Source organism: Streptomyces sp. NPDC004266 (genome assembly GCF_042874095.1).
GTDB lineage: Bacteria > Actinomycetota > Actinomycetes > Streptomycetales > Streptomycetaceae > Streptomyces.
Window position 1 is genome coordinate 83,493 of sequence record NZ_JBIAMM010000006.1, and the last position, 20,844, is coordinate 104,336.

Consider the following 20,844-nt stretch of genomic DNA (forward strand, 5'->3'; position numbering starts at 1 on the left):
CGCCCGCGCCACAGCCGGGTGCAGCTCGCGGTCTCCGTCCGATCCCCGGACGACGGGTCAGACGGGGGCCGGGGCGCAGTGCACCACGAGCTCGTCCATGGAGAGGCCGAGGACCCCGGCCAGCGCCGCGACGGTGAAGAAGGCCGGGGTCGGGGCACGGCCGGTCTCGATCTTGCGGAGGGTCTCGGCGGAGAGGCCGGCGGCCGCGGCGATCTCCACCATGGACCGCTCGCCGCGCGCCTCGCGCAGGAGCAGGCCCAGGCGCTCGCCGCGCTCGCGCTCTTCGGGGGTCAGGGGGGTGCGCACCATGACGACCATTCTAATACCGGTATAGTAATTGGTCATGGTGGAGATCAAGACGAACGAATCCCTGGCGGCCATGCGTGAGGCGGGGCGGGTGGTGGCCCGTGCCCTGGCGGCCGTACGGGAGAAGGCCGCGCCCGGCGTACGGCTCACCGAGCTCGACCGGGCCGCGCGCGACGTGCTCACCGAGGCGGGGGCCGGCTCGCCCTTCCTCGACTACCACCCGGAGTGGGCCCCGGTGCCGTTCCCCGCGGTCGTGTGCGTCTCCGTCAACGACGCCATCGTGCACGGCATCCCGGACGGCACCCGGCTGGCCCCGGGCGACCTCGTCTCCGTGGACTGCGGGGCGGTGCTGGGCGGCTGGGCCGGCGACTCGGCCGTCAGCTTCACGGTCGGCCCCGCCCGGCCGGAGGACGCCCGGCTGATCGCCGCGGCGGAGGAGGCCCTGGAGGCCGGCATCGCCGCGGCCGTCGTCGGCAACCGCATCGGCGACATCGCCCACGCCATCGGCCGGGTCTGCCGGAGCGCGGGATACGGCATCCCCGACGGCTTCGGCGGTCACGGCATCGGCCGCGCCATGCACGAGGACCCGGGCGTCCCCAACGAGGGACGCCCGGGCCGGGGCATGAGGCTGCGCCACGGGATGGTGCTCGCGATCGAGCCGATGCTCATCGGCGGCGGCACGGACGAGCACTACACGGCGCGGGACGGCTGGACGATCCGTACGTCCGACGGCTCGCGCGCCTCCCACGCCGAGCACACGGTGGCGATCACGGACGACGGCCCGCGCGTCCTGACGGCGCTCTAACCCGCGTCCGGCCGCACCACCATCGCCGAGCCGCCGCCCCGCCTGACCGTCTCCGCGGCGGCCACCCAGCGGCCGTCGGGGAGGCGCTGGACGCCGGTCGCCGCGCCGATCTCCGGGTTCTGCCGGAAGCCGTGCCCGATGCCCTCCAGTTCCGTCCTCGACGGGCTGTTCCACAGGGCCGGTTCGAGCTCGGTGGTGGCCTGGTTGCGCTGGCTGGCGCGCGGCGCGGCGATCGCGTCGACGAGCGGCAGGCCCCGGTCCAGGACGCCCGTCAGCGTCTGGAGGACCGTGGTGATGATGGTCGCGCCGCCCGGGGAGCCGAGCGCGAGGACGGGCCGGTCGTGCCGGTCGAGGACGATGGTCGGGGAGATCGAGGAGCGCGGCCGCTTGCCGGGGCCGGGCAGGTTCGGGTCGTGGACGGCCGGGTTCGCCGGGGCGAAGGAGAAGTCGGTCAGCTCGTTGTTGAGCAGGAAGCCCCGGCCGGGCACGGTGATGCCGCTGCCGCCGGTGGACTCGATGGTGAGCGTGTAGGCGACGATGTTGCCCCACTTGTCCGCCACCGTCAGATGGGTGGTGTTCTCGCCCTCGTACGTGGTCGGGGCGGCGGTCCCGCCGCTCGCGCACGGCACCGGGCTGCTCGGGTCGCCGGGGGCGAGCGGGCTGGTGAGGGCGGCGTCGTCGCGGATCAGGCAGGCCCGGGAGTCGGCGAACCGCTGGGAGAGCAGGCCGCGGGTCGGCACGGACTCGAAGGCCGGGTCGCCGACCCAGCGGCCGCGGTCGGCGAAGGCGATGCGGCTGGCCTCGATGAAACGGTGCAGGTACCGGGCCTGCGACGCCGTCGAGAGGTCGGTGCCCTCCAGGATGTTGAGCGCCTCGCCGACGCTCGTGCCGCCGGAGGAGGACGGGGCCATGCCGTAGACGTCGAGGCCCCGGTACGAGACCTTCGTGGGCCTGCGGGACTCGGTGCGGTACGCGGCGAGGTCGGCCTCCGTCAGGTCGCCGGCGCGGACCTTCCGGGTCGCGCCCGCGCGGAGCGGGGGCGTGCGGACGGTGTTCACGATGTCCCGGGCGAGCGGCCCCCGGTAGAGGGCGCCGACGCCTTCGCGGCCGAGCGTCTCGTACGTACGGGCCAGGTCGGGGTTCTTGAAGACGGAGCCGACCACGGGCAGCTGACCGCCGGGCAGGAAGAGCGCGGAGGTGGCCGGGAAGTCGCGGAACCGGGCCTCGTTGGCCGCGGTCTGGGCGCGGAAGGTGGGGTCGACGGTGAAGCCCTCGCGGGCGAGCCGCTCGGCGGGTTCGAGCAGGGTGCCGAGCCGTTTGGTGCCCCAGGCGTCGAGGGCGGTCTTCCAGGTGGCGGGGGTGCCGGGGGTGCCGACGCCGAGGCCGCTGGTCTGGCCCTCCTCGAAGGGGATGGGCTTGCCGTTCTCCGTGAAGAGGCCGGGTCCGGCGGTCCGGGGCGCGGTCTCGCGCCCGTCGACGGTCCGTACCGTGCGGCTCTTCGCGTCGTAGTACACGAAGTAGCCGCCGCCCCCGATGCCCGCCGAGTAGGGCTCCGTGACGCCGAGGGCGGCCGCGACGGCGACGGCGGCGTCGACCGCGTTGCCGCCCTTGCGGAGCACCTCGATGCCGGCGGCCGAGGCGTCGGCGTCGACACTGGCGACGGCGCCGCCGTGGCCGACGGCGACGGGTTCCTTGACGGGTGGGTCGACGACGGGCGGGGCCTTCGGCGGCGCGGCGGCGCCCATCGAGAGCACCGTCGCCGCGACGGCGAGAAGTGAGACCTTGCCAGCGGCGGAGCGACGCATTCCTACCTCCAGTCAACGACCGTCCGCGCAGCGTAACTTCCCGCGCCGCCTTCCGTCAGGACCGCCTCGAACTGAAGGGCGGATCGTCGCTAGCATGCGCGCCCATGAACGACGACGTCCGCAACATCGTGCTCGGGGTCCTGGCGACCGGGGTCAGCGCCTCCTTCGGCTGGCTGGGGCGCACGTACCAATGGCGGCGCAGGCTCCGCCGCAAGCAGGCGTTCTTCGGCCTCCCGCGGAGCTCCGAGTGCCTGCTCGTGGTGAACAGGGAGTCGGGCGGCGACAGCTCGGTGCACCGCTACGACGTGTTCGCGCTGCTCGAACTCTGCGCGCTCATCAAGGACTGCGGGGCGCACGCGCGCATACTGCAGCACGACCAGGCACACCAGGGCTTCGGCGACCGGACGGAGTTCTGCGTGGGCGGGCCCTACTCGAACCGCCGCATGGCCGCTCATCTGACGACCCTGCTGCCCGGGCTCACGGTGAACACGGACGTGGAGCGGGGACCGGACCAGGGCTCGTTCCTGATCGGCTCGGAGCGCTACCGGATGGAGGCGGGTGTCGAGGAGTACGTGATCCTGGCCCGTCTCATGGCGGGCGAGGACTGCCGGCCGGTCTTCCTCTTCTGCGGGCAGCGGGCCATCACCAACCAGGCGGCGAGCCGCTATCTCGCCCGTCACCACGAGTCGCTGGCGCGCCGCCACCGCGACGGCTCCTTCGTGCTGCTCCTGAAGGTGGTCAACTCGCAGGCGTACGGCCCGGACGTGGTGGAGCTGGTGGCCGACGTCACGCGCGCGGCGCGGAGGGCCCCAGCGGCCGAACCGGCAGCGACTTGATCCCGTTGACGAAGTTGGAGACGAGGCGCCGGGGAGGCCCCGCGAGGGCGAGGCCGCCGCAGGCCGCGCGCACCTCCTCGTGGAACACCCGGAGCTGGAGCCGGGCGAAGTGGGCGCCGAGACAGACGTGCGGGCCGTCGCCGAAGGAGACGTGCGGGTTCGGGGTCCGGCCGAGGTCGAGGCGGTGCGGGTCGACGAAGACGCGCTCGTCGTGGTTGGCGGAGGCGTGGAAGACGACGACCTTGTCGCCCTCCCGGATCCCCTGCCCGGCGAGTTCGGTGTCGCGGGCCGCGGTGCGACGGAAGGAGAGCACGGGCGGGTGCACGCGGAGGAGTTCGTCCACGGCGGTGTCCATGGAGACCTCGCCGCTCCACAACCTCCGCTGCTCGTCGGGGTGTTCGGCGAGGGCGAGGACGCCGCCGGGGGCCGCGCTGCGGACGGTGTCGTTCCCGGCGACGGTCAGCAGGAAGAAGAACATCTCCAGCTCGGCGTCGGCGAGTTCGGAGGCCGCGAGCACGCTCATGACGTCGTCGGCGGGGTGCGCGCGCTTGTACGCGGCGAGCTCCTGCGCGTAGCCGAACATCTCGGCGAGCATGGCGGGCGAGCGGGGGTTGACCGGCTGCCCCTCCGCGTCGAGGACGGGCGGCTCGTCGGGGTCCTGGTAGGCGATGACCCGCTCGGTCCAGGCGTGCAGCAGCCCCCGGTCGCTCGCGGGGATTCCGAGCAGGTCGGTGAGGTTGAGCAGCGCGTAGTCGTCGGTGACGGCCCGGACGAGGTCCACCTCGTCGCCGGCCGCGAACGCGGCGCCGAGCAGCTCGCGGGCCCGCTCGCGGGCGGTCGCGGCGAAGCGCTCGATCCGCCCGGGGGTGAAGGCCCGGCTGACGAGCCGTCTCAGCCTGCCGTGTTCCGGAGGGTCCTGATTGAGCATCATGCGCCGGATGAAGGGCAGGTCGGCGGGGTCGGGATCGCGGATCTGGGTGGCGCCGAGGTGGGAGGAGTACGTCCCCGGGTCCTTGAGCACCCGGACGACGTCGGCGTGCCGGGTGACGGCCCAGAAGCCGGAACCGGCGGGCCAGCCGAGGATCTCCGGCTCCTCCTGGCGGGCGACGGGGGCCCGGTCGCGCAGGACGCGGAAGCGGTCGTGCGGGATGGCCGCGGCGTAGATCCGCGGGTCGAACACGTCGGGTGCGACGATCCTGCTCTGCACCGGCCCTCCCGTCGGAGTGAAGACGTCACCATCATGACAGGTCAGAGCCGGTTTTCGTAGGACGGAACGCACAGTTCGAGAGCCTTGTCCGGGCTGTCCCCCGACTCCCAGAATCTCCGTCGTGCATCACGCGGAGAACAGGGGGCACATGGGGAACACACGGAAGTACGACGAGGACGCGGTGCTGCGGGCGCGGGTCCTGCTGCTCGGATCCGGCCGGCTGGACTGGCGGCAGGAGGTCGACGCGTACCGGGTGCTGGCGACGGTGAGCCCGGCGGCCTATCTGCCGAAGCTGGTCGGGGCGTTGACCTCGTACCGTGGCAACCACTGGCGCACGGCCGACCCGGAGGTGGAGCTCGCACTGCACGCCGAGGCGGCGGAGGCCGCCCGGAGGATCGGCGTCGACGCGCCGAACAGGACCCGGGTGCTCTGCGACACCCTGCACTCCTACCAGCGCTCGCTGTTCGCCGCCGGGCGGCGGGCCGAGGGGCGGGCGGTCTGCGAGGAGCTGGCGGAGGCGGGCCGGTACGGCCGTCTCGCGATCGTACTGGCCGAGGAGGGGCGGCACGGGGAGGCGGCCGAACTGTACGGCCGGCACATCGTGCCCGGGCAGGCGGACGACGCGTCCCCCTGGACCCTGATCGAGTGGGCGGCCGAACTCGACGCGGCCGGACGGCGCGAGGAGGCCCTGGAGGTGTTCGCCGGCCTCGTGGACGACAGCCGGGGCAGGGCGGCGGCGGACCGCGGCCCGCTGGCGTCCCTGGTGTGGAAGCTGGAGCAGTACGGCCGGATGCTCCGGGCCGCCGGACGTCCGGCCGAGGAGGCCGCCGCGCGGCGCGAGGCGCTGGCCCTGCTCGCCCGTCTCGCCGAGGGCGGCGAGCCGGTGAGCTGGAGCAACATCCAGGCCACGTGGGTGACCCTCCTCGCCCTCTCGGGCCGCCCGGACGAACCGGCCGCCACTCCCGAGGCCCCGTCGCCGGCATTCGGAGTCCACCCGGTCCACGGATGGTCGCCCGACGTGCGGGAGGGCCACTTCGCCTCGATCCCCGCCCTCGAAGAGCAGACCGACGCCCTGCGCGCGTCGGGCGACCTCCCCGGGCTGATCGTCGCCCAGCGTCGTCTGACCGCCCGTCGGGCGCTCCGCTGGGAGACGTCCGGCCGCAGGGCCGAGGAGTCGCTCCGCCCCTCCTTCGACGAGGGCGTCGCCCTCGCCCGCCGCCCGGCCGGCGACCCGGACGCCCTCGTCCGCGCCCTCGCCGACCGGTCCATGTTCCTCCTCGCCGTCAAGCGGTACGAGGAGGCGCACGCGGACCTCGCAGAGGCCGTCGCCCTCCGGCCAATCGTTACCCGCACGTAACTTACCGACTGGTTACCACGGGTAAAGCACTCCGGTTACCGTCGGGTCACTTTCACTGCCCCCACAGTGTCCCCCGTGAGGAGTGCCCCGTGCGCGCATCCCTGGCCCTCGCCGTCTCGGCCGCCCTCGCGGCCGGGACGGCCCTCGGGTCCGCACCCGCCGTCCAGGCCGCCGAGACCGCCGGCTCCATCCGCTTCGTCGACATCACCGGGGACGGCGGCACCGTCCTCAAGGCGAACGTCGTCACCCCCGCCGGAGCCGACGGCGCCGCCCGCCACCCCGTGATCGTGCTGCCCACCAGCTGGGCCGTGCCCCAGGTGGAGTACCTCGCCCAGGCCCAGAAGCTCGCCGACTCCGGCTACGTCGTGGTGAGTTACAACTCGCGCGGCTTCTGGCAGTCCGGCGGCGAGATCGAGACCGCGGGCCCCGAGGACATCGCCGACGCCTCCCGGGTGATCGACTGGGCCCTCGCGAACACCCCGGCCGACCCCGACCGCGTCGGCATGGCGGGGGTGTCGTACGGCGCGGGGATCAGCCTGCTCGCCGCCGCCCAGGACCCCCGGATCAAGGCCGTCGCGGCGCTCAGCGGCTGGGCCGACCTCATCGAGTCCATCTACAGCGGCCGCACCCAGCACCTCCAGGCCGCCGCCCTGCTCGGCGGCGCCGGCTACCTCACCGGGCGCCCCGGGCCCGAACTCCGGCAGATCCTCGGCGACTTCCTCTCCTCGAACCTGGACAAGGAGGAGGACATGATCGCCTGGGGCCGCAAGCGCTCCGCCGTCGAGCAGATCGACCGGATCAACGCCAACGGCGCCGCGATCATGCTCGGCAACGCCTGGGGCGACACCATCTTCCCGCCCAACCAGTACGCGAGCTTCTACGAGAAGCTCACCGGGCCCAAGCGCCTGGAGTTCCGCCCGGGCGACCACGCCACCGCCGAGGCCACCGGCCTCCTCGGCCTGCCCAACGACACCTGGACCAGCGCCCACCGCTGGTTCGACCACTACCTCAGGGGCGTCGACAACGGCGTCGACCGCGAGCAGCCGGTCCGGCTGAAGCCCCGCTCCGACGCGCCGTACGAGGGCTACCCCGACTGGAAGTCCCTCGACGCGAACCGGCGGAAGTTCGACCTCGGCGGTACGCAGCGGATCTGGGCCGGCGTCGACTCCGGCGCGAACGGCGGGGTCGTCCTGCTCTCCAACCTCCTGGACCAGTTCTTCCAGGCCCCGCCCGTCGCCTCCGTCCCCCTCCTCCCCCGCGCCTTCGCCGGCGTCTGGCAGTCGGAGCGGTACGACACCCCGCAGCGGGTGCGCGGCACCGTGAAGGTGCACACCACGGTCTCCTCCACCGAGGAGAGCGGCACCCTCGTCGCGTACCTCTACGACGTGGGCCCCCTCGGGCTCGGCAAGCTGGTGAGCAACGCCCCGTACACCTTCCACGACCGGACCCCGGGAAAGCCGTTCGGCGTCGACCTGGAGCTCTTCTCGACGGCCTACGACGTCCCGGCCGGGCACCGGCTCGCGCTGGTCGTCGACACCGTCGACCCGCTCTACATCGAGCACAACCCGACCGGCGCGCAGCTGACCTTCTCCTCCCCCACGGCCGACCCGTCGTACGTGTCGGTCCCGCTGCGGGCGGAGTGATCACCGGCTGCTGCCGGACGGGTGGGGCTCCGTGCCCGCTACCGCCCTCCCGGCAGCAGCGTCCGCGGTTCGGCCGGGGCGACGTCCACGGCCTTCGTCTTCGGGCTGCGGCGCTCCCTGCGGGCCACCCGGCCGGCGAACCAGGAGAGCAGCATGCACATCCCGATGTAGATCGGTGAGACGACGAGGGCGACCGGGACGAACGGCAGGCCGTAGTCGAGGTTCGACGCGATCAGCTTGCCCGCGTGCAGGAACTCCTCGTAGGTGATGAGGAAGCCGAGCGAGGTGTCCTTGAGGGCGACCACGAGCTGGCTGATGACGGCCGGGAGCATGGCGCGCACGGCCTGCGGCACCAGGACGTACGTCATCACCTGGGCCTTGCGCATGCCGAGCGCGTACGCGGCCTCGCCCTGGCCGCGTGCGACGGCGCGGACGCCGGTGCGGAAGACCTCGGCGAGCACGGAGCCGTTGTAGAGGGTCAGGCCGGCGACGAGCGCGGGCAGCGGCTGCACCTTGAGCGCCACGAAGATGAAGAAGATCATCACGAGGACGGGCATGGCGCGGAAGAACTCGACGAGCAGGGTCGAGATCCAGCGCGGCACCCGGTGCTCGGAGAGGCGCCCGGCGGCGAGGAGCGCGCCGAGGGCGAGCGAGAGGACCGAGGCGCAGGCGAAGGCCTTGAGGGTGTTGCCGAGACCCCTGAGCAGCAGCTCCTGGATGCCCTTGTACGCGAAGGGCGTCCATGGGGCGGAGGTGAACCGCCCGGTGTCGAAGAGGAGGTACAGGACCCGGCCGACCAGTGCGAGGAGGACCGCGGTGGACACGAGTCCGTAGAGGAGGTGGCGCTGTCGGGCGTGGGGTCCGGGGGTGTCGTAGAGGGCGGTGGACTCGGTCATCGGGCGACTCCCCAGCGCTTCTCCATGAGGTGGAAGAGGGCGCTGACGGTGAGGGTGACGATCAGGTATCCGACGGCGATCCAGACGAAGGTCCAGACGATGTCGTAGCCGAGTTCGCCGAGGGTCTTGTAGGTGCCGAGGAGTTCGGTGACGCTGAACGCCCCGGCGATCGCCGAGTTCTTGGCGAGGGCGATCAGCGTGGAGCCGATGGGCGGGATGACGGTGCGGAAGGCCTGCGGCAGGACGATCGCGGAGAGGGTCTGGGAGAAGGTCATGCCCAGGCTGCGGGCGGCCTCGCCCTGACCGCGCGGGACGGTGTTGATGCCGGAGCGCAGCGCCTCGCAGACGAAGGCGGAGGTGTAGCAGCCGAGGACGAGGACCGCGAACAGCTCGAAGGGCAGGACGAGTCCGAAGCGGGGCAGGCCCAGCATGACCGCGAAGAAGAGCAGGGTCAGCGGGGTGTTGCGCAGGACGGTGACCCAGACCGTGCCGAAGGTCCGTAAGGAGCCCACGGGCGCGACCCGGAAGGAGGCCATGACGAAGCCCAGGACGAGGGCGAGCGCCGAGGAGCAGACGGTGAGTTCGACGGTGCCGAGGAAGCCCTCGGCGTAGAGCGGGAAGTTCTCTGTCAGTACGTCCATGTCAGCGGTGGGGGTCCTCAGTTGGCCGGGTAGCGGTCGATGGCGGGCGGCTCCGGGGCCGGGACCCCGGAGAGGCCGAGGGTGGCGTCGTACGCCTTCTTCCAGTCGCCGTTCTTCTCGTGGGCGGCGACGGCGTCGTCGAGGGCGAGGCGGAGCGCGTCGTCTCCGCGCGGGACGCCGATGCCGTAGGGCTCCTTCGAGAACGGCTCGCCGACGACCTTGAGTTCGTCGGGGACCTTGGCGGCGTAGCCCATGAGGATCGTGTCGTCGGTGGTGACCGCGTCGACCTGGTAGGTCAGCAGGTTGTCCACGCAGACGGAGTAGGTGTCGTAGGCGACGAGTTCGGCCTCGGGATGGTCCTTCGCGATGCGCTGGTACGGGGTGGAGCCGGCGGCCGAGCAGACCCGCTTGCCGTCCAGGTCCTGCGGTCCGTCGATGTCGTTCTCGTCGGTGCGGACCAGGAGGGACTGGCCGGCCCGGTAGTAGGGGCCGGCGAAGCCGACGAGCTTCTTGCGGTTGTCGTTGATGGTGTACGTGCCGACGTAGTAGTCGATCTGACCGTTCTGGAGGGCCGTCTCGCGGTTGGCCGAGGCGATGGTGCGGAAGTCGACGCCGGCCGGGTCGAAGCCGAGGGAGGCGGCCGTCATCTTGGCGATCTCGATGTCGAAGCCGGAGTAGCGGCCGGTGGCGGGGTCCTTCTCCCCCATGTAGGGCTGGTCCTCCTTGGCCCCGACGACGAGCCGGCCGCGTCTCTTCGCACGGTTCCAGGTGGCGGAGTCCGGCAGGGCGAATCCCGACTCGACCCGGTAGACGGGGAGTCGGTCGGGCTGCGGGCCCTTGACGGGCGGGCTGCCCTCCTTGCCGCAGCCGCCGAGCACCGCCGTCACGGCGAGCAGCAGGGCGAGGGTCCGGTGCGTACGCTGCATGGCTCCCACCCGGTTCAGTGCGTGAGGACCTTGGAGAGGAAGTCCTTGGCGCGCTCGCTGCGCGGGGCGGTGAAGAACTCCTCCGGCGTGCGGTCCTCGACGATCCTCCCGTCGGCCATGAAGACGACCCGGTGGGCGGCGGAGCGCGCGAAGCCCATCTCGTGGGTGACGACCACCATCGTCATTCCCTCGTGGGCGAGTTGCCGCATGACCTCCAGGACCTCGTTGATCATCTCCGGGTCGAGGGCCGAGGTCGGCTCGTCGAAGAGGAGGGCCTTGGGGTCCATGGCGAGGGCGCGGGCGATGGCGACGCGCTGCTGCTGGCCGCCGGAGAGCTGGGCCGGGTACTTGTCGGCGTGCGCGGCGAGTCCGACCCGGTCGAGGAGTTCGCGCGAACGCCGGTCGGCCTCCTCCTTCCTGCGCCTGCGGACCCTGATCTGCGCGAGGGAGACGTTCGCGAGGACGGTCTTGTGCGCGAAGAGGTTGAAGGACTGGAAGACCATGCCGACCTCGGCGCGCAGCCGGGCCAGCGCCTTGCCCTCCTCGGGGAGGGGGCGGCCGTCGATGAGGATCTCGCCCGACTCGACGCTCTCCAGCCGGTTCATCGCGCGGCAGAGGGTGGACTTGCCGGATCCGGAGGGGCCGATGACCACGACCACCTCCCCGCGTCCGACGGTGAGGTCGATGGACTGGAGGACGTGCAGCGCGCCGTAGTGCTTGTTGACGCCACGCAGTTCGATCAGCGGATCGACGACGGCCATGCGCTGCCTGCCCCGTTTCTCGGCGGTGTCGCGGTCAGCGCAAACTTTCCACGAGAAAAAGGGACTTCACGCCCGACACGCATAAAACTGGAATAAGCCGTATTTACTGCAGAAGAGTGGATCGGGGCAGCCGGAAACTCAGTACTCGGAGGCCTCCGCGTACACCTGGGAGAGCTGCGGCACGCCCGTCATCGCCCAGTCGAGACCGGCCTCGACGACCTGGATCTCCCGGCCGGAGGCGAGCCGCACCACGGGGCCGCCGCCGGGCCACACCTGCCACCGGGCGCCCGGCACGTTCCGGACGATCACGGTGCCGAGGTAGAGCCCGGCGTCGTTCCCGAACCAGGGAAGCTCCTCGGGATCGTTCCGCCAGCGGGGCGGGAGCTGGTCGAGCTCCTGGAGGGAGCGCGGGGTGTCGTCCAGGGCCACCCCCGCCTCCGCGACCCGGGACCGCAGCAGCTCGCACTCGGAGAGGAGCTCGGCCACCCCCTCCGGGTCGCGGTCGAAGGCCGCGACCAGGGGGGAGTCCGAGGAGTCGGGCTCATGCCGCTTGCGCCAGCTGTCCAGAAAGGGAATGTTCATCCGAACAGCGTCGCACCGCGGCCTCGCGGACCACCACCCGGCGCGCGGTGATCATCGCGACCGGCGTCAGACGTCGAGGTCGACGACGACCGGCGCGTGGTCCGAGGCGCCCTTGCCCTTGCGCTCCTCGCGGTCCACGTAGCTGTCGGAGACCGCCTCGGCGAAGGGCTTGTTCCCGTAGACCAGGTCGATGCGCATGCCCTTGTTCTTCGGGAAGCCGAGCGCGCGGTAGTCCCAGTACGTGAAGGGGTGGTCGTACTTGAGGGGGCGCGGGACCACGTCGGCGAGACCGGTCTCGCGGAGCCCGGCGAGCGCGGCCCGCTCCGGCTCCGTCACGTGCGTGGCGCCCTCGAAGACGGCGATGTCCCAGACGTCCTCGTCGGTCGGGGCGATGTTGTAGTCGCCGAGGACCGCGAAGGGGCGCTCCCCCGCCGCGTCCTCCGCGACGGCGGTCTTGAGCGCCTCCAGCCAGCGCAGCTTGTACGCGTAGTGCTCGTGGGCCACCTCGCGGCCGTTCGGCACGTACACCGACCAGACGCGGACCGGGCCGCAGGTGGCGGAGACCGCCCGGGGCTCCTGCACCCCGTCGTACTCCGGGCCGCCGGGCAGTCCGGTCACCACGTCCGTGAGGCCGACCCGGGAGACCAGGGCCACGCCGTTCCACCGCCCGGTGGCGTTGACCGCCGACTCGTAGCCCAGGGCGCGCAGCTCCTCGACGGGGAACTGCTCGGCGGTGCACTTGGTCTCCTGGATGCACAGCACGTCGGTGCCGCTGCTCTCCAGCCAGGCCAGGAGCCGGGGCAGCCGGGCGGTGATCGAATTGACGTTCCAGGTGGCGATGCGCATGGGCGCAAGCCTACTGGCGGGGTGTGACAGCGCACGGATCCGGAGCTCGCGGTGCGCGGATTCGGAGCTCTCCGGGCACGGATCCGGAGCTCGCGGTGCGCGGATTCAGAGCTCGGCGGAGGCGCCGGGGGCGAGGCGCGCGTGGTGGGTGCCGCCGAGCCCGCCGATCTGCCGGTCGTAGATGGGCCGGGCGAGGTCGGTGAGCAGCGCGTCGTGGATGTCGTACGCCCGGCGCGGCCGGACCTCGCGCACGTAGTCGATGACCTCGGAGATCTTGTTCCAGGGGGCCATGACGGGCAGCAGCAGCGTGTCGACCGGCTGGTCGGGCACGGTCAGCGCGTCGCCGGGGTGGAAGACGGCACCGTCGACGAGGTAGCCCACGTTCGTGATGCGCGGGATGTCCGGGTGGATCACCGCGTGCAGCTCTCCGTGGACCTGGACGTCGAAGCCGGCCGCCGTGAAGGTGTCGCCGTGCCCCACGGTGTGCACCCGGCCGGGGAAGGCCGCCGAGAGCCGGTCGGCGACGCTGCGCAGCGTCCAGATCTCGGCGGCCGGGTCGGCTTCGAGGGCCGCGCGCAGCCGGCCCTCGTCGAAGTGGTCGGGATGCTCGTGGGTGACGAGCAGCGCCTCGGCTCCGAGGGCGGCGTCCTCCTCGGTGAAATCGCCGGGGTCGACGACGAGCGTGCGGCCGGCCTTCTCCAGCCGCACGCAGGCGTGGGACTTCTTCGTCAGCTTCACACCGCCAGGCTACGCCGGGGGCGTCGTCTCCTCCTCGATGACCCGGCTGACCACCCGCAGCGCCGTCTCGGCGGCCGGGAGGCCGCAGTACACGCCCGTGTGGAGGACGATCTCGCGGAGCTCCTCGGGCGACAGACCGTTGCGGAGGGCCGCCCGGGTGTGGTCGGCGAGGGCCTCCCGATGGCCCCCCGCGATGAGGGCGGTGAGGGTGACGGCGCTGCGCAGGCGCCGGTCGAGACCCTCGCGGCTCCAGACCTCGCCCCACGCGTAGCGGGTGACGAACTCCTGGAAGGCGCCGTCCGCGTCCTCGGCGAGGGCCTGGTCGACGTGGGCGTCGCCGAGGACCTCGCGGCGCAGCCCGAGCCCCTTCTCGTACGGGTCGGGCCGGCCGGCCTCGGCGGGCTCGGCGTCCGGGGCCGCCGGGGCCGGCTCGACGACCGGCACGGGCGGCACGGGCGGCGGCACGTTCAGGGTGCCGCTGGGCTCCTGGGCGGTGCCGGAGAAGTGCTCGATGAGCAGGTCGGTGACGGCGGCGGGCTGCTCGACGGGGGCGAGGTGCGAGGCCCCGGGGACGACGGCGAGCCGGGCGTCGGCGATGCCGGCGACCAGGGTGCGGGCCTCGGCGGGGCCGGTGACCTGGTCCTCGGAGCCCACGAGGACCAGGGCGGGGATGCCGATGCTGCCGAGGGCCTCGCGGACGTCGAAGACGGCCAGGGCCTCGCAGGCGGCGATGTAGCAGGCGGGGTCGGTGGTCCGGACCATCTGGACGGCCCAGTCGACGATGGCGGGCTGCGCGCCGGCGAAGAGCGGGGTGAACCACTGCTCGGGCGCGGTGCGGGCCATCGGCTCCAGGCCGTTGGTGCGGACGATGACGCCCCGCTGGCGGAACTCGTCGGCGGTGCCGAACCGGGGCGAGGTGGCGACCAGGGCGAGCGAGGCGACCCGGTGGGGCGCGCGCAGGGCGAGGTCGAGGCCGACGGCGCCGCCCAGGGAGCAGCCCGCGTATCCGAAGCGCTGGACGCCGAGCGTGTCGAGGGTGGCGAGGAGCCGGTCGCCGAGTTCGGCGACGGAGGTGAAGGGCTCCGCGGGCGCGCCCCCGTGTCCCGGGAGGTCGAAGCGGACGACCCGCCACTCGCGGGTGAGCTCCGGTATCTGCCGGTCCCACATGTGGAACGTGGTGCCCAGTGAGGGTCCCAGGACCAGGACCGGAGCCTGTTCCGGCCCGTCAACGCGGTACTGCAGGGTGTTCGTCGGTGTCTCGCTCACCCGCTAGACCCTCTCATCTCTCACGACCGCCCCTGCGACCGGGGACCCGATTGCGCGATCCCGAGCAGGTGGAAGCCCCCTCGGGCAGCGTAGCGTTCGAGGCGTCGGAGGATCCCGCGACGGGCCTGCCCTCCCTGACGCGACGCCGGCGGCGGTCCTGGACGCGCGGTCGGGGTGCAGCCGAGTCGCACGAACCGGTGCGAGGCGGTGACGGCCCGGCCCCCGCACCTCCGGCTGCGCTCGGCGCTCCACCTTACGGCTCCGCCTCCGGTGCGAGAAGTGCGCCCCGCGATCGGCGGCGGCCGGCGGTCGCCGCGCGGCCGTCTCGGGAAGAGCGACGGTCCTCGGCCCGACGTGCCTCGGCCTTCGGCGCCTCGACCGCCCGGCCAGGTCCTGGCCAGGCCGTGCCCGGCGGCTCTCAGTCTCCCTCTCGTGCGGCGGGGGTGCGGAAGTCGATGTCCGCGACGGGCCGGATGGCCGCGCCCATGTTGATCTTCATCATCCGCAGGGCGGCCCGGGCGAGGTCCGGGTGGATGTGGGCGACGGCGTCCCGGGCGACGGTGACGTCGAGGTGGCGGATGTGCGCGTCGAGCGCCGAGTAGAGGATGCACTGCTCGGTGACCTGACCGCACAGCACCAGACGCTCCACTCCCAGTGTGCCGAGCAGATAGGCGAGGGGGGTCTCGTAGAAGATGGAGTGCCGGGCCTTCATGACGAACAGGGAGTTCTCGTCGGGCTTGATCGGTTCGACCAGGTCCCGGTGCGGGCCGGCGAGCGCGGACTCGAGGAGTTCTCCGTGGTGTGAGCGCCACTGGCCGAAGTTGTCGTTGACGTAGACGACCGGTACCTCGGCCCGCCGGGCGCGCTCCAGGGCGGTGCGGACCCCGGGCAGGGCCTCCCGGACGGACGGCAGGAGGAGTTCCGCCTCGGGATGGTCGTAGAGGCTGAGCATGTCGACGACGACCAGGGCGCTCTTCGCCACGTCTCCTACTGCTCAGCGCTCGGAACGGTCAGCGGGTCGCCGGGCGCGGTCGCCTTGGCGGCCTCCATCTCCTCGCCCAGCTCCTTGAGCCGGTTGCGTCCCATCGCCTTGCGGACCTCGGGGAACCATTCCTTCTCCTCTTCCTCCACGTGGTGGCGCACGTTCTCCATCAGCACGGTCATCTTCGCGTCGAACCGCTCGTCGGCGGGGTCCATGTCCTTCAGCTCGGACAGCATCCACAGCACCACGTGATGCTCCTCGACGCTCTCCAGGACATGGTCCTTGCTGTCGGGCGCGGCCTCCCGCGCCGCCGGGTAGAAGATCTTCTCCTCGATCCACGTGTGGGTGGTCAGCTCTTCGATCACCTGGTCCGCGAGTTTCCGCTTCTCCGCCAGGGCGCCCTCGCCGGCCTTCTCGAACTGCTTGAAGAGCTTCTCCACCGTCTTGTGGTCGTCCTTGAGGAGCACGATGCCGTCCATGTCCGTCCTTCCGTCAGCGATTATGTTCTCCACGCGTTCCCCCGCCGTGCCCCCACACTCTCCCGACACCGCCAGATGCCCCGACCGGACCAGTGCGCACGCACCGGCGGGAGACGCCGGCGACCGACCCCGCCGCCGTCCGGGCGGATGCGGCGGGGTGGCGAGGGGGCACACGGCCCCCGACACGATCGGCGGGGCACGGTGGCCCGCCCGGCAGGACCGGGCGGGCCACCGTGCCCCGCGGGGCGCGCGGGCGCTGTCGCCCGCGCCCGTCGGCTCAGATCCGGCCGCGCGCGAGACGGGTCAGCGGACCCGTCAGCGGACCGGTCACCGGCTTGGCCGTGGAACGGCCGATGGCGAACGCGGCGCCGGCGACACCGACGACGCCGGCCGCCGCACCGGCGGCCACGGCCTTGCGGTGCTTGACGGCCGTCCAGGCCGTGGCCGCCGCGGCGGCCGCCTTGCCGGCGTTGGCCGTCACCAGCTCCCGGCCGCTCTGGAGTCCGCCGGCCACCGCCCGGCCGGCGCGCTCGGTGGCCTCGCCGGCCGCCTTCCCGACGCCCTGCGCCCCTGCCGCCTTCTCCCCGGCCGAGGCGCGCTTCGCGGTCCGCCGGGCCACGGTGGCGGTCTTGCCGCCCGTGCTCTTCCCCGCGCTCGCGGTATCGGAATTCTTGGTGTTGTCGCTCTCAGCAGTCATGACATTCCTCCTTGCCGCTCGATGTGAAATGACACGGGCCCCCGGCTGTTTCAGCCGCCGTTCCGGGGGAGCAGGGATCCCAGGGGCCCCAGATCCAGATTGAGGTCGTCCATCGACAGGCCGTACCGGTCGCAGAGTTCCTCCATGCGTTCCTGCAGGACCATCAGGGTCAGTCCGACGCGCTCCTCCTGCTCCTCCGTCAGGTCTCCCTGGTCGACCCGGTGCACGGCGGTGCGCTCCATCAGCTGCCGGAGCAGCTCGACGACGGTCAGGACGAGTTTGACGAGGTCCCGTTCCACGGTGTCCGCGTCCGTCCCCAGGCGCCGGGCCGCCGCGGAGATCTCGCCGTCCCGGTTCACCACGGCGCCGGCTCCTCTCCCGTGACGGACCGGATCACCGCGCGCAGGTCGATGTGGACCAGGTCGACGTCCGCGATGGACAGGACGAGGTCGCCGGTGAGCACCGCACCCCCGGTCAGGAGCCGGTCCAGGAGATCGATCAGGGCGACGGGCGGCCCGGTGAGGGAGTCGGCCGGTCCGGTGAGGGAGTCGGGGGCGGTGAGGGCGCCGTCCGTGGTCCGCGTGCCGTTCATCGACCCGCTCCTTCCTCCGCCCCGTGCCGGTCCCCCTCGGTCACCGTGGCGAACGAGTACGGGGCCCACGGGCCGGTCACCTCGACGCGTACACCCGGTGTGGCGTCGGCCGACGCTTCGAGCGCGGCCGTGAACCGGCCGACTTCGCCCGTGGGCACGAGGTACGCCTCGTTCGCGATGTTCTCCCCCCGCGCGGGAGCCAGTCCGCCCTGCTGCGGCCGGTGGACGACCCGCGCGCGGGAGAGTCCCTCCGCCAGCCGGACCGCCTCCTCGGCGACGCCCGCCGCCGCGCGGTAGAGGTCCTGGGTGCCGCGGCGCTGGGCCCGGCGCCGTCGGAGGTAGGCGCGTCCGGGGCTCTCCGCGACCGCGACCGCCTCCGTCTCCGTCTCCGTCTCCGTATCCGTCTCCGGCGGCGTCACCGCGCCCGCGTCCGCGTAGACCTTCATGCCGAGTTCCACATGGCCGTCCAGGCGGGCCAGCAGGTCCAGGAAGCGATCGCGCCGGGCGGCGAGCATCCCGGCCACCCGGACGTCGTCCAGATAGACGGTCGCCAGCCGCATGGGCAGGACGGTCGTCCTCGCGAACGCGACGTCGACCACCGCGTGATGGGACCGGGCGATCATCTCCAGCCTGGCCATGTCCTCCAGCTGGGCGCGCAGGCCCTGTTCCCCGAACGCGCCGGACGGGGCGGAGGACACCACCGCCGCGAGGCCGGCCGACTCGACCAGCCGCAGAGCCCTTCCGTCGACGCCGGCCAGGCGCGCGACGGCCTCCCGCAGGGCGGGTTCGCCGCCACGCCCGAGGGCGTAGACGTACGACATCTCCTCGCCTGCGTCGAAGGGCTCCTCCGTCCGCCGCGACTGCGAGGGCGCTTCGGTGCTCATCGCGTCTCCTCCTCTCCCTGCCCGGTGCCCACCGCGTCGCCTTCCCGCTCCCGCGGGGAGGCCCGCTCCGCGCGGGGCGAGGGGTCGGAGAGCCCGGCCGCCGCCCTCAGGCGGGCCAGCTCGGCCCGCAGCCGCTCGTTCTCCTCGGCGGGTGACTCGCCCTCGGCCGCCGGACCGGTCGTCACGGACCGGGTGGGCCTGGCCCGGGAGGAGAGCGAGGGGTCGTGCTCCCACCAGTCGATGCCCATCTCCTTCGCCTTGTCGACGGACGCGACCAGCAGGCGGAGCTTGATCGTCAGGAGTTCGATGTCGAGCAGGTTGATCTGGATGTCGCCCGCGATGACGATGCCCTTGTCGAGCACCCTCTCGAGGATGTCCGCGAGGTTCGCGGACGAGCCCTGCGCACCGTACGCCGGTGCGGCCCGCGGAGAACCCGGCATGCGGCCGGCCAGTGAATCGGACACGATGTCTCCCTGTGCTGCGGTGTCGGTCAGCGAGCGGAGGCCGCGGTGCGACGCCGGGAGCGACGGGCGGGCCCGGACTCGTCGGGCTCGTCGGGCTCGTCGTCGAGGAGCTCGCCGTCCTCCTCGGTCTCGCTCTCGTCGATGTACTCGTCCTCGGGCCCTTCGCCTTCGAGCTCGTCGTCCTCGGGCTCTTCGCCTTCGAACTCTTCGTCCTCGGGCTCTTCGTCCTCGGGCTCTTCGTCCTCGGGCTCTTCGTCCTCGCTCGCCGCGTCGTCATCCGTCTCGTACTCGGCCGCCGCGTCCTCGTCGGCCTCACCGGACCCGTCCGCGTCGTCGGGCTCGTCCGGATCGGCGGCGTCCTCGAAGTCGTCCTCGGGGCCGGGCTCCTCCTCCGGCGCTTCGGCGGCCTCCCCCTCCTCCCCCTCGATCGCCTCGTCGTGCCCGACCACGACCTCGCCGTCGCGGATCTCCCCGCGCCAGCCGTCCGTGGCCTCGCCGCGCATCATGATGAACTTGCGGTAGAGCTTGAGGTCGAGCCGCGCCCGGCGGCCCTGGGCGCGCCAGAGGTTGCCGGTCTTCTCGAAGAGCCCCTTCGGGAAGTACTCGAGCACCAGCAGCACTCGGGTGAGGTCGTCGGTGAGGGGGTGGAAGGTCACCACCCCCTTGACGGTGCCCTTGGCGCCCTCCGTGGTCCACGCGATGCGCTCGTCCGGCACCTGCTCCGTGACGTTCGCCTGCCAACTCCGCGTGGACTTGGCGACCTTGACCTTCCAGTTACTCGTCGTGTCGTCGGTCTTCTCGACGCTCACCACGCCCTTGGCGAAGGTGCTGAACTCCTGGAACTGCGTCCACTGGTCGTACGCCTCGCGCACGGGCACGCCGACGTCGATGTCCTCGACGATCGTCACGCTCCGGGTCTTGCCGCCACCCGACCTGCGGCCCTTGCCGAACAGGCCCTTGACCTTGTCCTTCACGGTGTCCTTGAGGTGGGAGACGCCGGCGGTCACCGCTGCCTGCGCGGGCGACCCGCCCTCACGGAGGGCCTGACCGCCCTTGGCCAGGCTCTTGGCCGCACCGCCCGTGCCCGCTCCGGACTCCGCCAGCTTGGCGACGCCTTCGCCCAGGCGCTCTCCGAGCCGTGTCACGGTGTGCTCGGCCCGGGCGCGCAGATAAGCGTGGAGCTCTTCCTTGAGCCGGTCGGTGGCGGGGTGGTCGGCCAACTCGCCCTTCAGCCTGTCCAGTGCCGAGTCAGCCACGGTCACCACCGCCCCGGGTCCCCCGGCCGGACGGGGTCGCGGTCTTCTTGGCGGCGGTCCGTTTGCGCGCCGTGGCGGCCGGCTTGCCCGTGCCGTCGGCGGTCTTCGCCCGCCCGGTGGCCTTCTTGGCGGGCGCCTTGCTCCGGGCGGCGCGCCTCGGCTTCCCCTTTCCGCCGTCGTCCCGCGCGGCCCCCTCCTCCTGTTCGTCCGGCTCCTTTTCGGAGGCCGCCTCGTCCCGCTCGTCCCCGAGGTCGTCGCCGGACCCGCCGAGGGCCCGTGTGCGCCGGTTCAGGGAGTCGGCGAGGCCCTCCGCCCGCTGCACGAGCGCCTCCGTCGCCGCGGACTTCGTGGCCTCCACCAGCTCCTTGCGCACCTGGTCGTTCAGGCTGCCGACGAGCGGCGATGAGGCCAGCGCCCGACCGACCCGGCGGGGGTCGAGGTCGAGTCGCCTGCCGGCGAGGAACAGGCCGAATCCCAGGGCCAGCCTGGCCTTCCTGGTCCTTCCCAGGAGGTATCCCCCCACCAGGGCCGCGCCTATCCTGACGTTCTTCGTCATCTCTCGTACACCTCGTCCTCCCCCGGTCGGTCGTCTGTCGTCGACAGGGACTCAGCGGCCGCTCCGCGAGCCCTGCCAGTACGCCTCGGCCTCTTCCAGCCGGTCGAGGAGCTCGTCCTCGCGGCGGTCGAACTCGTCGGCGTCGATGAGGCCGCTCGTCAGCTCCCGTTCGAGCGCCGCCAGCTCCCCGCGCACCCGCTCGGGGTCGTAGTACTCCCGCTCCGCGGCGAGGACCACCTGGTCGAGAACCCAGGCGGTGCCGCGGACCGGGGCCAGCGGAAGGGTCAGAACGGCGCTGACGAGGCCCATGTCCGCTCCC

Annotated in this window: 25 protein-coding genes; 4 read left to right on the forward strand and 21 right to left on the reverse strand. The window is 72.5% G+C overall.

What is annotated here, in order from left to right; all coding sequences use genetic code 11:
• Positions 1-57: 57 nt before the first annotated feature.
• On the reverse strand, positions 58-309 hold the full coding sequence (locus tag ACFYUZ_RS16420) for a helix-turn-helix domain-containing protein (protein ID WP_030692948.1): 252 nt from the start codon (positions 307-309) through the stop codon (positions 58-60).
• Positions 310-343: 34 nt separating this feature from the next.
• Here ACFYUZ_RS16420 and map point away from each other — a divergent pair, with 34 nt between their 5' ends.
• Positions 344-1,111, forward strand: coding sequence for a type I methionyl aminopeptidase (gene map / locus ACFYUZ_RS16425; protein WP_389309513.1), 768 nt, complete (start codon positions 344-346; stop codon positions 1,109-1,111).
• Here the strand turns inward: map and ggt are convergent.
• Entirely contained in the window at positions 1,108-2,916 is a 1,809-nt protein-coding gene (ggt, locus tag ACFYUZ_RS16430) for a gamma-glutamyltransferase (RefSeq protein ID WP_389309516.1), read from the reverse strand. The two genes, map and ggt, sit on opposite strands and share 4 nt — an antisense overlap.
• Positions 2,917-3,020: 104 nt before the next feature.
• Between ggt and ACFYUZ_RS16435 the strand changes: the two genes are divergently transcribed.
• Complete coding sequence (locus tag ACFYUZ_RS16435) at positions 3,021-3,752, forward strand: hypothetical protein (protein WP_389309518.1); 732 nt, start codon at positions 3,021-3,023, stop codon at positions 3,750-3,752.
• Here ACFYUZ_RS16435 and ACFYUZ_RS16440 read toward each other — a convergent pair.
• A complete protein-coding gene (locus ACFYUZ_RS16440) occupies positions 3,703-4,959 on the reverse strand; it encodes a cytochrome P450 (protein ID WP_389309521.1) in 1,257 nt (418 codons plus the stop codon). The two genes, ACFYUZ_RS16435 and ACFYUZ_RS16440, sit on opposite strands and share 50 nt — an antisense overlap.
• A gap of 148 nt (positions 4,960-5,107) precedes the next feature.
• Here ACFYUZ_RS16440 and ACFYUZ_RS16445 point away from each other — a divergent pair, with 148 nt between their 5' ends.
• Both ACFYUZ_RS16445 and ACFYUZ_RS16450 read left to right on the forward strand, forming a co-directional pair.
• On the forward strand, positions 5,108-6,316 hold the full coding sequence (locus tag ACFYUZ_RS16445) for a hypothetical protein (protein WP_389309524.1): 1,209 nt from the start codon (positions 5,108-5,110) through the stop codon (positions 6,314-6,316).
• Positions 6,317-6,405: 89 nt separating this feature from the next.
• Entirely contained in the window at positions 6,406-7,959 is a 1,554-nt protein-coding gene (locus tag ACFYUZ_RS16450; RefSeq protein WP_389309527.1) for a CocE/NonD family hydrolase, read from the forward strand.
• Positions 7,960-7,997: 38 nt separating this feature from the next.
• Here the strand turns inward: ACFYUZ_RS16450 and ACFYUZ_RS16455 are convergent, their stop codons facing one another.
• The 18 genes from ACFYUZ_RS16455 to ACFYUZ_RS16540 all read right to left on the reverse strand — a co-directional run bounded on the left by ACFYUZ_RS16455 (position 7,998) and on the right by ACFYUZ_RS16540 (position 20,834).
• Positions 7,998-8,855: an amino acid ABC transporter permease gene (locus tag ACFYUZ_RS16455; protein WP_389309530.1), complete on the reverse strand. Its 858-nt coding sequence runs from the start codon at positions 8,853-8,855 to the stop codon at positions 7,998-8,000.
• Positions 8,852-9,496, reverse strand: coding sequence for an amino acid ABC transporter permease (locus ACFYUZ_RS16460; protein ID WP_389309532.1), 645 nt, complete (start codon positions 9,494-9,496; stop codon positions 8,852-8,854). The genes ACFYUZ_RS16455 and ACFYUZ_RS16460 overlap by 4 nt, the downstream gene beginning before the upstream one ends.
• Before the next feature lie 17 nt (positions 9,497-9,513).
• Entirely contained in the window at positions 9,514-10,422 is a 909-nt protein-coding gene (locus tag ACFYUZ_RS16465; RefSeq protein ID WP_389309535.1) for a glutamate ABC transporter substrate-binding protein, read from the reverse strand.
• 14 nt (positions 10,423-10,436) lie between these two features.
• Positions 10,437-11,183, reverse strand: a complete 747-nt coding sequence (locus ACFYUZ_RS16470; protein WP_389309538.1) for an amino acid ABC transporter ATP-binding protein — start codon at positions 11,181-11,183, stop codon at positions 10,437-10,439.
• 138 nt (positions 11,184-11,321) lie between these two features.
• The gene (locus ACFYUZ_RS16475) at positions 11,322-11,765 is read right to left on the reverse strand and encodes a DUF6278 family protein (RefSeq protein ID WP_389309541.1); all 444 of its coding nucleotides are present in this window, start codon (positions 11,763-11,765) and stop codon (positions 11,322-11,324) included.
• A 66-nt stretch (positions 11,766-11,831) separates the two neighbouring features.
• Positions 11,832-12,611 (reverse strand): exodeoxyribonuclease III, encoded by a 780-nt coding sequence (locus tag ACFYUZ_RS16480; RefSeq protein WP_389309544.1) that lies wholly within the window; start codon positions 12,609-12,611, stop codon positions 11,832-11,834.
• A gap of 105 nt (positions 12,612-12,716) precedes the next feature.
• Entirely contained in the window at positions 12,717-13,349 is a 633-nt protein-coding gene (locus ACFYUZ_RS16485; protein WP_389309546.1) for an MBL fold metallo-hydrolase, read from the reverse strand.
• 9 nt (positions 13,350-13,358) lie between these two features.
• Positions 13,359-14,615, reverse strand: a complete 1,257-nt coding sequence (locus tag ACFYUZ_RS16490; protein ID WP_389309549.1) for an alpha/beta fold hydrolase — start codon at positions 14,613-14,615, stop codon at positions 13,359-13,361.
• 418 nt (positions 14,616-15,033) lie between these two features.
• The gene (locus ACFYUZ_RS16495) at positions 15,034-15,597 is read right to left on the reverse strand and encodes an isochorismatase family cysteine hydrolase (RefSeq protein WP_389309552.1); all 564 of its coding nucleotides are present in this window, start codon (positions 15,595-15,597) and stop codon (positions 15,034-15,036) included.
• A 5-nt stretch (positions 15,598-15,602) separates the two neighbouring features.
• Positions 15,603-16,076 carry a hemerythrin domain-containing protein gene (locus ACFYUZ_RS16500; RefSeq protein WP_389309554.1) on the reverse strand — a complete coding sequence of 158 codons (474 nt, stop codon included), beginning with the start codon at positions 16,074-16,076 and terminating at the stop codon, positions 15,603-15,605.
• A gap of 277 nt (positions 16,077-16,353) precedes the next feature.
• Entirely contained in the window at positions 16,354-16,773 is a 420-nt protein-coding gene (locus ACFYUZ_RS16505) for a hypothetical protein (RefSeq protein ID WP_389309557.1), read from the reverse strand.
• 50 nt (positions 16,774-16,823) lie between these two features.
• The gene (locus ACFYUZ_RS16510) at positions 16,824-17,135 is read right to left on the reverse strand and encodes a gas vesicle protein K (protein ID WP_389309559.1); all 312 of its coding nucleotides are present in this window, start codon (positions 17,133-17,135) and stop codon (positions 16,824-16,826) included.
• The gene (locus ACFYUZ_RS16515) at positions 17,129-17,365 is read right to left on the reverse strand and encodes a gas vesicle protein (protein WP_389309562.1); all 237 of its coding nucleotides are present in this window, start codon (positions 17,363-17,365) and stop codon (positions 17,129-17,131) included. The genes ACFYUZ_RS16510 and ACFYUZ_RS16515 overlap by 7 nt, the downstream gene beginning before the upstream one ends.
• Positions 17,362-18,249, reverse strand: a complete 888-nt coding sequence (locus ACFYUZ_RS16520) for a GvpL/GvpF family gas vesicle protein (RefSeq protein WP_389309565.1) — start codon at positions 18,247-18,249, stop codon at positions 17,362-17,364. The genes ACFYUZ_RS16515 and ACFYUZ_RS16520 overlap by 4 nt, the downstream gene beginning before the upstream one ends.
• A complete protein-coding gene (locus ACFYUZ_RS16525; RefSeq protein ID WP_389309567.1) occupies positions 18,246-18,713 on the reverse strand; it encodes a gas vesicle protein in 468 nt (155 codons plus the stop codon). The genes ACFYUZ_RS16520 and ACFYUZ_RS16525 overlap by 4 nt, the downstream gene beginning before the upstream one ends.
• Positions 18,714-18,739: 26 nt before the next feature.
• Entirely contained in the window at positions 18,740-19,969 is a 1,230-nt protein-coding gene (locus tag ACFYUZ_RS16530; protein WP_389309570.1) for an SRPBCC family protein, read from the reverse strand.
• Positions 19,962-20,525 (reverse strand): hypothetical protein, encoded by a 564-nt coding sequence (locus ACFYUZ_RS16535; RefSeq protein ID WP_389309573.1) that lies wholly within the window; start codon positions 20,523-20,525, stop codon positions 19,962-19,964. The genes ACFYUZ_RS16530 and ACFYUZ_RS16535 overlap by 8 nt, the downstream gene beginning before the upstream one ends.
• A gap of 51 nt (positions 20,526-20,576) precedes the next feature.
• Positions 20,577-20,834, reverse strand: a complete 258-nt coding sequence (locus ACFYUZ_RS16540) for a gas vesicle protein GvpG (RefSeq protein ID WP_389309576.1) — start codon at positions 20,832-20,834, stop codon at positions 20,577-20,579.
• Between the last annotated feature and the right edge of the window lie 10 nt (positions 20,835-20,844).

Bases quoted from the DNA above. Each gene is read 5' to 3' on its own strand.
- ACFYUZ_RS16420 (WP_030692948.1), bottom strand. From the start codon at position 309: ATGGTGCGCACCCCCCTGACCCCCGAAGAGCGCGAGCGCGGCGAGCGC.
- map (WP_389309513.1), top strand. From the start codon at position 344: ATGGTGGAGATCAAGACGAACGAATCCCTGGCGGCCATGCGTGAGGCG.
- ggt (WP_389309516.1), bottom strand. From the start codon at position 2,916: ATGCGTCGCTCCGCCGCTGGCAAGGTCTCACTTCTCGCCGTCGCGGCG.
- ACFYUZ_RS16435 (WP_389309518.1), top strand. From the start codon at position 3,021: ATGAACGACGACGTCCGCAACATCGTGCTCGGGGTCCTGGCGACCGGG.
- ACFYUZ_RS16445 (WP_389309524.1), top strand. From the start codon at position 5,108: ATGGGGAACACACGGAAGTACGACGAGGACGCGGTGCTGCGGGCGCGG.
- ACFYUZ_RS16455 (WP_389309530.1), bottom strand. From the start codon at position 8,855: ATGACCGAGTCCACCGCCCTCTACGACACCCCCGGACCCCACGCCCGA.
- ACFYUZ_RS16460 (WP_389309532.1), bottom strand. From the start codon at position 9,496: ATGGACGTACTGACAGAGAACTTCCCGCTCTACGCCGAGGGCTTCCTC.
- ACFYUZ_RS16465 (WP_389309535.1), bottom strand. From the start codon at position 10,422: ATGCAGCGTACGCACCGGACCCTCGCCCTGCTGCTCGCCGTGACGGCG.
- ACFYUZ_RS16470 (WP_389309538.1), bottom strand. From the start codon at position 11,183: ATGGCCGTCGTCGATCCGCTGATCGAACTGCGTGGCGTCAACAAGCAC.
- ACFYUZ_RS16475 (WP_389309541.1), bottom strand. From the start codon at position 11,765: ATGAACATTCCCTTTCTGGACAGCTGGCGCAAGCGGCATGAGCCCGAC.
- ACFYUZ_RS16480 (WP_389309544.1), bottom strand. From the start codon at position 12,611: ATGCGCATCGCCACCTGGAACGTCAATTCGATCACCGCCCGGCTGCCC.
- ACFYUZ_RS16500 (WP_389309554.1), bottom strand. From the start codon at position 16,076: ATGGACGGCATCGTGCTCCTCAAGGACGACCACAAGACGGTGGAGAAG.
- ACFYUZ_RS16505 (WP_389309557.1), bottom strand. From the start codon at position 16,773: ATGACTGCTGAGAGCGACAACACCAAGAATTCCGATACCGCGAGCGCG.
- ACFYUZ_RS16515 (WP_389309562.1), bottom strand. From the start codon at position 17,365: ATGAACGGCACGCGGACCACGGACGGCGCCCTCACCGCCCCCGACTCC.
- ACFYUZ_RS16520 (WP_389309565.1), bottom strand. From the start codon at position 18,249: ATGAGCACCGAAGCGCCCTCGCAGTCGCGGCGGACGGAGGAGCCCTTC.
- ACFYUZ_RS16535 (WP_389309573.1), bottom strand. From the start codon at position 20,525: ATGACGAAGAACGTCAGGATAGGCGCGGCCCTGGTGGGGGGATACCTC.
- ACFYUZ_RS16540 (WP_389309576.1), bottom strand. From the start codon at position 20,834: ATGGGCCTCGTCAGCGCCGTTCTGACCCTTCCGCTGGCCCCGGTCCGC.